Below are 11,805 nucleotides of genomic sequence, written 5' to 3'. Positions count from 1 at the left end.
AGATTAAAAATAGAATATAAGATGATTTGTAAAAGAATACTACTCGGTTTATTATTATTGAATGCTTTTTTTATAAATGCACAAACATTAAATAAGCTAGATGAAAACGGAAAAAAAGATGGGCTTTGGAAAGGAACTTATGAAGAGTCTAAAAGGCCTCGTTATGAAGGGATTTTTAATCATGGTAAGGAAACAGGTGTTTTTAAATTTTACGATGATACAAAAGCGGCTAGTGTAATTGCAACTAGAGATTTTAGTGCAAATGATGGCAGTGCTTATACTATTTTTTATGATCAAGCGAAGAATAAAGTAAGTGAAGGCAAAGTCATTAATAAACTTTTTGATGGGGAATGGAAATATTACCACCAAGCTTCACCTACTGTAATGACAATTGAGAATTATAGTAAAGGAAAGCTAAATGGTTTGCGATCTGTTTTTTATCCAAATGGGAAAATTGCTGAAGAAATGAATTACTCAAAAGATGTTAAGGAAGGCGCTTATAAAAGATATGCTGAAAACGGAACCATTTTAGAGCAATTGAACTATAAAAATAACGAACTCGATGGAGATGCTGTTTTTAATAACTCGAATGGTGTTGTTGCTTCGAAAGGAATATTCAGAAAAGGAAAAAAAATGGGCAATTGGCAGTTTTTTGAAAACGGAAAACTAGTAAAAGAAGTCAATATGAGTGACCCAAAAAATACAAATGAAACCGCTACTAAGGTTGAAAAGAAGAAAAAATAAAATAACATTAAATATTCAGGTGAACTTCAATTAATAGCTGTTCAATGGATTTGTGTTGTTGTTATTTTGGAGGAATAAATGCCATCAAAAACTATAATAACTTTTATCTACCCTTCGATTGGATAAACTAATGGAAACAATAGTTATTATCTGCAATTAAGGATTAACTTTGCAAAATAATTTTTTTTAGATTTCGAATATATGAAACGTGTTGTAGTAGGACTTTCTGGAGGTGTTGATTCAAGTGTTGCCGCTTATTTGCTGCAACAACAAGGATACGAGGTTATTGGCCTTTTTATGAAAAATTGGCATGATGATTCAGTTACAATTTCTAACGAATGCCCTTGGTTAGAAGATAGTAATGATGCTTTATTGGTAGCCGAGAAGCTTGGAATTCCTTTTCAAACCGTTGATTTAAGCGAAGAATACAAAGAAAAAATCGTTGATTATATGTTCAACGAATATGAAAAAGGACGCACACCAAACCCAGATGTGTTATGTAATCGTGAGATTAAATTTGATGTTTTCATGAAAATTGCATTAAGTCTTGGAGCTGATTATGTAGCAACAGGACATTATTGTCAAAAAGCAGAAATTGAGGTAAATGGTGAAAAAGTATATCAACTTATTGCTGGAGCCGATACTAATAAAGATCAATCTTATTTTTTATGTCAATTGTCACAAGAGCAATTGGCAAAATCATTGTTTCCTATTGGAGCATTAACAAAACCAGAAGTACGCGAGATAGCTACCGAAATGGATTTGGTTACTGCCGAAAAGAAAGATTCACAAGGTTTATGTTTTATTGGAAAAGTTCGTTTGCCAGAATTTTTGCAACAGCAATTACAACCTAAAGATGGTTTAATTGTACAAATTGATAAAAACGACCCGATATATAATTCAGAGAAAGCAACTGGTTTGTCTCTTGAAAAAGAATTAGAATTTGAATCTCAAAAGCTACCTTATACTCCAAATATGGGTAAAGTAGTTGGGAAACATCAAGGAGCACATTATTTTACAATTGGTCAACGAAAAGGACTTAATGTGGGAGGAACAACAGATCCGTTGTTTATTATTGCAACCAACGTAGAAACAAATACAATTTATACTGGTTTAACGAGTCAACATCCTGGTTTGTTTAAAAAAGCATTATTTATAGAAAATTCAGAAGTACACTGGATTCGAACAGATATGGCTTTAAAAAACGGAGAACAAATGGAAGTAATGGCAAGAATTCGTTACCGTCAACCATTACAAAAAGCGACCTTACACCAATTTGAAGGTGGTATGTATATTCATTTCGATGAACCACAATCAGCTATAACCGAAGGACAATTTGCTGCTTGGTATTTAGATAATGAATTAGTTGGTTCGGGAGTAATTTCTTAGATTAGTACTTTTTTACAGAGGGTCTTCCCTTTTTTTAAAGAAGTAACAAATGAAAAGATATTTCATATTTCTTTTTTTAATCATATCATCTGCGACTTTCTCGCAAGAAGAAGCATGGGTTTATTTTAACGGTAAACCCAATTCTCAAGTTTACTACGATACCCCATTATTGATGCTTACGCAAAGAGCTTTGGATAGAAGAAGCAATCAAAAGATAGCTTTGGATCTAAAAGATATCCCTATTGAAACTACTTATATCAATCAGATAAAAGTAAGTTCAGGAATAACTGTTATGGCACAATCTAAATGGTTAAATGCTCTCCATATAAGAGGAACGCGAGCAAATATCAATACGCTAAAGTTATTCTCATTTGTGTCTAAAGTTGACTTTGCAAATAAATCATTAAACGAAACTGCCAAAAAAGGAACCTCGGATAAAGTAAAATCAACAGATAAAAATCTTAAAACTGCTGTAAATTACTCTTATGGTACATCGGTAAACCAGATCCAAATGCTTAATGGGCAAATTTTGCATGAACAAAACTATACAGGCTCAGGTAAAATAATAGCTGTTCTTGACGCTGGTTTTCCCGGAGTTAATACAGCAAGTACTTTTGACCGTTTACGAGTTAATAATAAAATCTTAGGGGGATATAACTATGTTTTAAGAAATTCTAACTTCAATACAGGAGTTTCTCATGGTACAGAAGTTCTCTCTACAATGGGAGGATACAAAGAAAATGCTTTAGTTGGAACTGCTCCTGATGCTTCCTATTATTTGTTTATTACAGAGGATGATGCTTCAGAGAATCCAGTTGAAGAATCACTTTGGGTTGAAGCAGCAGAAGAAGCGGATAGATTAGGAGCTGATATTATCACGACTTCTCTGGGATATTTTGAATACGACAATCCAAATTATAGTCATTCGTATAGTGATATGAACGGTACAACAAACTTTATATCACGAGGAGCGGAAATTGCTTTTAGTAAAGGAATGATTGTGGTTGCGTCTGCAGGTAATGAGGGAGATGCTTTAGAGAAACACATTGGTGCTCCAGCCGATGCAATATCAGTAATTACTGTAGGATCAGTAACGGCAACCAAAGCGTTATCATCTTTTAGTTCTATTGGTCCTAGTTATGATCAAAGAATCAAACCTGATGTTATGGCGCAAGGAACAGCAGCTGTAGTATCGGATGTTTCTGGAAATATTGTTAAAATAAACGGAACTTCATTCTCATGTCCAATAATGGCTGGATCAATTGCTTGTTTATGGCAGGCTTTTCCAAATAAAACAAATAAAGAAATCAGACAATTGGTTTTACAATCATCAGATAGGTATTTATCTCCGAGTACTCAATATGGTTATGGAATACCTAATTTTAGCTTAGCTTTAGATACAGCTTTAAATGTAGAGCCAATAGAAAAAACAGATTTTTTAGTATATCCTAATCCAACCGATTCTGATATTTCATTTACTTTGCCAAAAGATATTAATGAAGCATTAGTAACCGTATATTCTATACTCGGAAAAAAAGTAATTGAAAAACAAATTACAAATCAGGCATCGATAGTTTCGTTACAATCGTTAGATTCGGGAGTTTATTTTTATACTTTAGACGCGAATAACCTCCATAAAACAGGAAAAATCATAAAACAATAATTGGCATTATTACATGAATAAAATAACAACTCTATTTAATATAAAGTATCCAATAATTCAAGCAGGAATGATTTGGAATAGTGGCTACAAACTTGCAAGTGCAGTAAGTAACGCAGGTGGCTTAGGGATAATAGGAGCAGGCTCGATGTACCCAGAAGTATTACGGGAACATATTCAGAAATGTAAAAAAGCAACTTCAAAGCCCTTTGGAGTAAATGTTCCAATGTTGTATCCTAACATTGACGAAATCATAAATATAATTATTGATGAAGGAGTGAAAATTGTATTTACATCGGCAGGAAACCCAAAAACATGGACATCTTTTTTAAAAGAAAAAGGGATTACGGTTGTGCATGTGGTAAGTAGTACTATTTTTGCCTTAAAAGCTCAAGAAGCAGGCGTAGATGCTATTGTAGCCGAAGGTTTTGAAGCAGGAGGACATAATGGTCGTGACGAAACAACAACTTTTACATTGATTCCGATGGTTCGTGAAAAAATTACTATTCCGCTTATAGCTGCGGGAGGAATCGCAACAGGAAAAGGAATGCTTGCGGCAATGATTCTAGGCGCAGATGGAGTTCAGATAGGTAGTCGTTTTGCAGCTTCAACAGAATCTTCAGCACATGAAAACTTCAAGCAAACAATTGTTGATGTTAAAGAGGGAGGTACTCAACTGACATTGAAGGAACTGGCTCCAGTACGATTAATTAAGAATAAATTTTATCAAGATGTTCAGGCATTGTATGAAAAGTGCCCAACAAAAGAAGAACTTGTAGCGCTTTTAGGAAGAGCAAGAGCAAAACGTGGCATGTTTGAAGGAGATTTAGAAGAAGGAGAATTAGAAATCGGACAAATAGCAGGACTTATTCATGATATTAAACCCGCTGCAGACATTATTGAGGAGATGATTTCAGATTTCGAAGAAGCACGTAAACAAACATTAAATTTAGATTTTTAAATAAATGAATCGAATAAAAATATATATAGTATTATTTTTTTTAGCACTTTGTATGCAACAATCCTATGCTCAGAGTTATAAGTTTAGAACTTCAGGTTATAGTGTTTTAGAGAAAAACGAAAGAGGAAAATGGGGCAAGTGGTCAGATCTAGAATTGGTTAATGTTTTAGTAGTTTTGGATACAGATAAAAATCGAATTGTAGTTAATTCACAAGAGACGCAAGTGTATCAAATTTTAGATTACATAGCCAGAGAAGAAAACGATACAGATATTGTATATTCTTTTGTTTGTAAAGATTTAAAAGGAAATGATACTAAATTATCAATCATCACTAGAAAGAAACAAGATAATAGAAAACAGCTGTATATAAATTTCAACGATCGAATTATTGTGTATAATATTTTTACTATCTAAATAGAAACGAACAAACCCGACAGATTTTTAAAACTTGTCGGGTTTGTTCGTTATTGCGGTTTATGAAATTTTAGTTCTTTGTGATTCAGTATCTCAGAAGCTAAAGAAAAATGCTATTCAATGTCCTTAATAAATTCATCATATTCTAGATAGAACATTTCGAGAGCATTCATTTTTTCGAAGTAAAAGTCGAATATTTCATCCCAATAGTTACGATTACTAAAACCAACACCTAGTTTCTCAATCCAAATACGGCTAATAGTTTTGCCACTTTCTAAAGTATATTCTTTTTCAAAAACAAGATCTTTGATGAATTCTTCTTCTAGAATATTTTTTAATGCTTCTAGTTTTTCATAGTAAGCATTTCGTTTGTCATCATTGCGATGCTCGATGTCTATTAAAACCTGTGCTTTTTTGTTATCGACATAAAATTTAAAAGAGAAATCTTTAATTTTGGTATCATAGAGCACCCATTTTCGGGGATACTTTTCGGCAAAAGCGACCCAAAATTCTCTCTTCATTTTCTGTGATTCTTCTTTACTGTACATTTTTAATAATTTGTATAGTCGTAACTATTTTTAATATTTAAGTTCAAAATTATTTACGTACAACGTACTATTTACACCTCCTTCATATAGAATTCCATCGGCACTAGAAGCAAAAACAACGCTAATGTGTGTAGGTTTATCATTAGGACTTCCGTAAAGTCCATTGCTAGGTTTCTGATAATCAGGAAAAGTAGAGTTTAACGTTCCGTAGGTCAAATCTACATTAATATTTTGAAGATTCATACCCATTGTTGTTTCGGTTCTATACCAACCAGTAGCAATACGTTTAATGGCATTGGGATTGTCTCTGTTTTCAAGAATTACATAAATATCAGCTTGATCGGTTTTATTTAAGACCTTGCCTTTTCCATCTTGATAAGGAATTCCAGCAGTGTATTTAATTTCGACAGCAAAGCTTTTGGGTCTGGCAGTAAACGGAATTCCGAATTGTGCTGAAGTAGATGGGTTTGCTATATTCAAAACAAATTTACCTGTAAATAATGTGCCAGATCCCATACGTTGGCCAACGAGTCCTGCCAAACTGCCTAAATCTTTGGTGATAATTTGTGCAATATAATCGGTTCCATTATTTAGATAGGGGTATGTGGTGATATTAGCACTGTTTGTGGTTGTAGTTCCATCATTGGCAGTTGCCCAAATTGAATTGTCGTCAGATCCTGGTTGTTGGTATTTCTTTCCTGATGGAGTATACCAGGTATCGAAATTGCTGTTATCTAATTGTGGATAAGCTCCTTCTTGGGTAACTGTAACGGTATAAGTGGCTTTATTTCCATTTTCGGCAGTAACAATATAAGTTTGAGGAGTTGTAAAGTCCCTAGTAGTTTCTTTATTTGGAGAAAGTGTTGCAAAAGTTGATAAGGCAATAGAGTCGATAGCTAGTTTAGTTATATCAGCTTCTGAATTTATAGTAACGGAGATTGTCTTTGTTTTTGTGTCAATGTTAGAAAACCCAGATTGATTCTGTAAAGTAAAGTAACGAATGTCATTTTTGTCAGATTTACCAAAATACGTGTCATTTACGCATGAAGCGAGGCTTAATAACAGAATAAAAAGTATTGTATTATAGAGTATTGTATTTTTCATCTTTACTTTCGTTTAAGTGGAAAATAATAGTAAAAACCAACATTTAAGCGTAGCAGATTTATGCTAAAATCAGCATCGGTTCCATGTGATTTTTCAGTGATTTCATCATTTGTTTTGGTTTGTGACCAAGAGGTGCTTATTCCTGCAACTTGTGCTCCGACTTCTACAGAAAACCCTTTTACAATATTTACCATGATGCCTGGGTTAATTTGTAATTCGACAACCTCATTTTTAGTATAGATTCTTTTAAGCAGGTTGTCTGTGGTTCTTTCTTCGATTATATTTTTGAAGTTAGCTCCTAAAAGGACTAAATTATATAGATAAAAACGCCCTTTGTTATCAATAGGAATAAAGTTTTTCATTCCTCCATATATTCCATAAGAATCTTTTGCATATTGTACAGCTGTTCGAACATTTTGCTGGTCGGTTTCAATTTGATTGCGGCGATCGTTTTCGTAACTTATTGAACCTCCTAAAGCAAGATTGTCTTTAATGAAGTACCCTCCATCTACACTCGTTTTAAATAAATTTCGAGAGCGATTGCTTATGTTTACAAAAAAGCCTTCTTTTACATCAGTATCTTTGGTTGAGAAATTAAAAGATATTCCAGTATAAATGTTTCCCTTAGATGTGAGCTTGTTTTTTGAGCTTATGCTATCCTTATTGATTTTATTTTGAGCACTAAAAGGTTGGATAAACAATAGTAGAACAAATAAAAAAGAATAGGTGATGATGATTTTCTTAATCATAAATTAGTTTTATAATACTTAAATATTCTGATTTAAAAATATATAGCAGTTATAAAAGTACGATTTTTATTGTGTTTTAATTTGTAAACAAAGATTTTAGAGGTAGGTGTTAATGTTAAAATTTGTGAGATGTTGAATTCTGAACTATATTTATATATTATTTAGAAACTCCTATATGAATTTTCAAAACGTATTGCATTATGTTCCTAGTCTTATTGCTGCAGAACTTCCTGCAGAAGTAGCACATTATAAAATGGCTCCATTGGAACGAATGGAAGTTATGAAAAATATAGATAGCAAAGTTAATAATCCAAGAGTTGCGGCAGTAATGATGTTGCTGTATCCAAAAAATGAAATTGCGCATTTAGTTTTAATTGTGCGTAATGCCTACAATGGGGTGCATTCTTCACAAATTGCATTTCCAGGAGGGAAATACGAGAAAGATGATGATAATTATGCTTATACAGCTTTGCGTGAAACACATGAAGAAATAGGTGTTTTACCTGGTAAAATTGAGGTTATAAAGGCATTTACACCCACTTATATTCCACCAAGTAATTTTATTGTACATCCTTTTTTGGGAATTTGTAAAGAAGAAATTCATTTTCGGCCAGATCCAAGAGAGGTAGCCGATATTATAGAGTTGCCACTTTCAGTTTTTTTGGATGATGAAATTGTTATTGAAACTATTTTATCAACTTCGTATGCAACAAACATTACAGTACCTGCTTTTAAAATAGAAAATCAAATTGTATGGGGAGCAACTGCGATGATATTGAGTGAGTTAAAAGAAGTTTTGAAAGAGAATATTGTAGATTAATTGAACGCTAAAGTAGGGGTTGTTATTTGCTTTAAAAGAATTTTTATATCTATATAATTTATATTCCATTAACTCTTTTTTACTTTTATTTTATATATAAAAGGTTCTTTTGTTTGATATATAGGTAGTTGCGATTTCCTGTGCTGGAGTGACTGTTAGTGAGAAATACAAGAATAAATTTCGTAAGTTTGTCTTTCTAATTTTCAAAATAACACATAAATTTATGGGATTGTTTAAAAGAAATCCTTTTGGCCATATACTATTTATAAAAAAATGGTTAATTCGAATTTTTGGTGCAATTACACACAGACGTTATCGAGGTTTTAACGAATTGCAAATCGAGGGTTCAGAAATTATAAGAAGTTTACCAGATACTAATGTCCTTTTCATATCCAATCATCAGACTTACTTTGCTGATGTTGTAGCTATGTTTCACGTTTTTAACGCAAGTTTGAGCGGGAGAGCGGATAATATTAAAAATGTAGGTTACTTATGGCAACCCAAGATGAATATCTATTATGTTGCTGCTAAAGAAACCATGAGAGCTGGTTTGTTGCCAAGAATTTTATCCTATGTTGGAGCAATAAGTGTAGAACGTACTTGGAGAGCTAAAGGTGTTGATGTTACCGAAAAAAGAGATGTAAATCCTAATGATACCGAAAATATAAAAATTGCTCTTAATGATGGATGGGTGATTACGTTTCCGCAAGGAACTACGAAGTCATTCAAACCAGTTCGCAAAGGAACTGCGCATATTATTAAAGAGCATAGACCGGTTGTTGTTCCAATTGTAATTGATGGCTTCCGTCGTTCTTTTGATAAAAAAGGATTGCGAATGAAAAAGAAAGGAATTTTACAATCGTTTATAATTAAAGAGCCACTTGCTATTGATTATGATAATGATACAATTGATGAAATTGTAGAAAAAGTAGAATATGCCATTGAGCAACATCCTTCATTTTTAAAAGTTATTCCGGCAGAAGAACTAAAATTAGAAGAAGAATTGAATAAAATGCGTAGATGGGGATATTAGTTTTCTATATAAATATAATTTTCTAAAAAGGGAGCTGTAAAATATATTTTACAGCTCCCTTTTTTATTTTAAATGTATTTCTTAACCTTTGCGCCTTTGTGGCTCTGTTCTAAAATATTGTGATTATAAATCAATCTTTTTAAGTTCTTTATAATTGTCATACAATCTTCGGAGTAGCGTGCCGTATACAAGTCTGTAGAAACACCATACTAAACCTAATGATATAAGGGTAACTAGAAGTAAAATACATATTACCATTAGCATTACTGTACCGTTGGTCGCAATTTTCTCTTTAAGGTAGTTCATCTCGGGACTTGAGAAAGCAATAAAGAAGCTTATAATTGAACTAAAAACTACCATTGCCAAATTATACCAAACATAGTATTGAACCGTTTTACGAGTTTTTAAGATGCTACTCATTAATAATTTGGTAGATTTTGTAGTCGATATAGTAGTGTAGTTTTTATAGAAAAAATACACGAAAATTAGTACTACAATATAATTAAAGTTTGTTATCACTTCAAGATATAGTATGTATTCAGGATGATTGATTTGTTTTAAGAAATCATCAATGCTAAATACGAAATTCGATGCAGTCCAAAATAATATTTCTAGAAGACTTATAACCAAGATCCATTTTACAATCGATGAAGATTTTTTGTGAATCATATTATAAATTTCTACCTCAGATACTTGCTGAAAAGTATCTGCAGTTTTATTCCAATCTTTTTTTAGTAAATCCAGCTCTTTCATATTTATTTTAAGGATTTAATATTTTTTTAAGTTTCCCTTTAATTCTGTTCATTTTCACTCGTGCGTTAACTTCACTAATTCCCAAAGTTTCAGCAATCTCTTGATAATCTTTATCTTCAAGATACATAAAAATCAATGCTTTTTCGATATCGTTTAGTTGGTAAACGGCTTTGTACATTAACTTAATCTGTTCCTCTTCTTCATAGTTGTAATCAACTTCTTTTATAAAATGTTGGTGATTTTCAAACTCTACAGTTGCTATCGAACGCTTTGTTTTTCGATATAACGTAATAGCGGTGTTTAGCGCGACTCGATAGGTCCAAGTAGAAAATTTGCTATCACCTCTAAATTTTGGATATGCTTTCCATAACTGAATCGTAATTTCTTGAAACAAATCCTTGTGAGCATCTTGGTTAGCAGTATATAATCTACAAATTTTGTGGATTATATTCTGGTTTGCCTGCAATTGCACAACAAATGAATGTTCTAAATTATCGTTCATATTGTATTAGTAGTATTAATGCCGATTTTGTTACAGTTTTTATTGCATAAAGAAAAAAATTATAGTTCTTTCTCTTTGTAGTAATTAATCATTAAATCAACAAATTTGCTATAGCTATCCATGCCATCTTTTTGCTGATTCATTTTCAGGAAATTGTCATAAAAAATATGAAAACCAGTTTCGATAAAAGTTTCATATTGCTTCCAGAAATCTTGGCTCTCTTTATAATTATTTAGAATTCCAGGATGAACGGTTTTTACTATTTGGTTAAATAATTTTTCATCTTTTGCCCTTAAAATTCCTAAACAATAACGTAAAGCCATGCTATAGCCAGAATATTGTATGTATAAATTGTCGTTTTTTACAGAAGCCAAGAATCCTATAAAATTGCATTCACTCTCGCTAGCATAACCCATTTGGTGTGCCATTTCATGGTTCGCAGTCATCGGAAAGCTGTACATCGGACCAAGATTGTTTACTTGGGCTTCATTGGTAAATGGATTTAAATAACCGCCAAATCCCATATAGGTAAGAGGCAGACTGAAAAGCGATTTTTTTACACTTAAATGCGAATAGGTAAAATAAGGGTGCTCGGTTGCGAGATTATTATACCCATTTACATTCATTTTAAAAATTTGCTCTTGCGAATATGGAGATGTAACTTTGAGGTTGTTGTTTTTAGTTATTTGAGATTGAATTGAATTCGTTTTTGTGATTAGTTTTTTTGTAAAATCTAATAAATCGGCATCGGAATATTCTCTTTGTATTCCCATTTTTTCAAATAAAGGCACTCGGTAATAATTAAAAGCCCAAAGAAAATGGAATAGAAAATAGAATACCGAAAGATAACTTAAGATAGCCAAGATGTTATCCTTCCATAATAATTTCCATGATTTTCGTTTTAACCAAAGCCATCTTAAAAATAATACGATCAAGACAAAATAGATACAATCACCTATAGAAAAAGGAATCCATCCGAGTATGATTCTTGAAAAAGAAGCGATTTTTAAATATAATCCAGTACTGTAGTGTTTTTCGATGAATTCAGGAAAAAATGGAATAATCTTTAAAATAATGATTTGCAATAGTAAGAATAAGGGAAGAATGTATTTTCGTTTCACAATGTA

General features: G+C 32.2%; 13 protein-coding genes. 7 read left to right on the top strand and 6 right to left on the bottom strand.

Annotated elements, in window-relative coordinates:
- Positions 1–21: 21 nt before the first annotated feature.
- The 5 genes from LPB87_RS11100 (at position 22) to LPB87_RS11080 (ending at position 5,169) form a co-directional block, all read left to right on the top strand.
- Complete coding sequence (locus LPB87_RS11100; RefSeq protein ID WP_230727928.1) at positions 22–744, top strand: hypothetical protein; 723 nt, start codon at positions 22–24, stop codon at positions 742–744.
- Positions 745–945: 201 nt separating this feature from the next.
- A complete protein-coding gene (gene mnmA, locus LPB87_RS11095; RefSeq protein ID WP_129537734.1) occupies positions 946–2,133 on the top strand; it encodes a tRNA 2-thiouridine(34) synthase MnmA in 1,188 nt (395 codons plus the stop codon).
- A 49-nt stretch (positions 2,134–2,182) separates the two neighbouring features.
- The gene (locus LPB87_RS11090) at positions 2,183–3,796 is read left to right on the top strand and encodes a S8 family serine peptidase (RefSeq protein WP_230727927.1); all 1,614 of its coding nucleotides are present in this window, start codon (positions 2,183–2,185) and stop codon (positions 3,794–3,796) included.
- Positions 3,797–3,809: 13 nt separating this feature from the next.
- Positions 3,810–4,754 carry a nitronate monooxygenase gene (locus LPB87_RS11085; protein ID WP_230727926.1) on the top strand — a complete coding sequence of 315 codons (945 nt, stop codon included), beginning with the start codon at positions 3,810–3,812 and terminating at the stop codon, positions 4,752–4,754.
- Positions 4,755–4,758: 4 nt separating this feature from the next.
- The gene (locus LPB87_RS11080) at positions 4,759–5,169 is read left to right on the top strand and encodes a hypothetical protein (RefSeq protein ID WP_129537737.1); all 411 of its coding nucleotides are present in this window, start codon (positions 4,759–4,761) and stop codon (positions 5,167–5,169) included.
- A 113-nt stretch (positions 5,170–5,282) separates the two neighbouring features.
- Here the strand turns inward: LPB87_RS11080 and LPB87_RS11075 are convergent, their stop codons facing one another.
- Genes LPB87_RS11075 through LPB87_RS11065 form a run of 3 tightly spaced genes read right to left on the bottom strand, consistent with a single transcriptional unit; the run spans position 5,283 to position 7,570 of the window.
- Positions 5,283–5,717 (bottom strand): DUF4268 domain-containing protein, encoded by a 435-nt coding sequence (locus LPB87_RS11075; RefSeq protein WP_129537738.1) that lies wholly within the window; start codon positions 5,715–5,717, stop codon positions 5,283–5,285.
- A gap of 30 nt (positions 5,718–5,747) precedes the next feature.
- Complete coding sequence (locus LPB87_RS11070; protein ID WP_230727925.1) at positions 5,748–6,821, bottom strand: PCMD domain-containing protein; 1,074 nt, start codon at positions 6,819–6,821, stop codon at positions 5,748–5,750.
- A gap of 2 nt (positions 6,822–6,823) precedes the next feature.
- On the bottom strand, positions 6,824–7,570 hold the full coding sequence (locus LPB87_RS11065; protein ID WP_129537740.1) for a hypothetical protein: 747 nt from the start codon (positions 7,568–7,570) through the stop codon (positions 6,824–6,826).
- Positions 7,571–7,745: 175 nt separating this feature from the next.
- On the opposite strand from LPB87_RS11065, the gene LPB87_RS11060 reads away from it, so the two are divergent.
- Positions 7,746–8,390 carry a CoA pyrophosphatase gene (locus LPB87_RS11060; RefSeq protein ID WP_230727924.1) on the top strand — a complete coding sequence of 215 codons (645 nt, stop codon included), beginning with the start codon at positions 7,746–7,748 and terminating at the stop codon, positions 8,388–8,390.
- A 223-nt stretch (positions 8,391–8,613) separates the two neighbouring features.
- Positions 8,614–9,423, top strand: a complete 810-nt coding sequence (locus LPB87_RS11055) for a lysophospholipid acyltransferase family protein (RefSeq protein ID WP_129537741.1) — start codon at positions 8,614–8,616, stop codon at positions 9,421–9,423.
- Between the two features lie 123 nt (positions 9,424–9,546).
- Here the strand turns inward: LPB87_RS11055 and LPB87_RS11050 are convergent, their stop codons facing one another.
- From LPB87_RS11050 to LPB87_RS11040, 3 genes are read right to left on the bottom strand one after another with little or no spacing between them, the layout of a single operon-like run.
- Positions 9,547–10,176 carry a hypothetical protein gene (locus LPB87_RS11050; protein WP_230727923.1) on the bottom strand — a complete coding sequence of 210 codons (630 nt, stop codon included), beginning with the start codon at positions 10,174–10,176 and terminating at the stop codon, positions 9,547–9,549.
- 7 nt (positions 10,177–10,183) lie between these two features.
- Complete coding sequence (locus LPB87_RS11045; protein ID WP_129537742.1) at positions 10,184–10,678, bottom strand: sigma-70 family RNA polymerase sigma factor; 495 nt, start codon at positions 10,676–10,678, stop codon at positions 10,184–10,186.
- A gap of 59 nt (positions 10,679–10,737) precedes the next feature.
- Positions 10,738–11,799 carry a DUF3810 domain-containing protein gene (locus LPB87_RS11040; protein ID WP_230727922.1) on the bottom strand — a complete coding sequence of 354 codons (1,062 nt, stop codon included), beginning with the start codon at positions 11,797–11,799 and terminating at the stop codon, positions 10,738–10,740.
- Positions 11,800–11,805: the final 6 nt, after the last annotated feature.

Source organism: Flavobacterium sp. EDS, from assembly GCF_020991525.1.
Classification (GTDB): domain Bacteria; phylum Bacteroidota; class Bacteroidia; order Flavobacteriales; family Flavobacteriaceae; genus Flavobacterium.
This window is presented reverse-complemented; position numbering and strand designations above follow the sequence as displayed.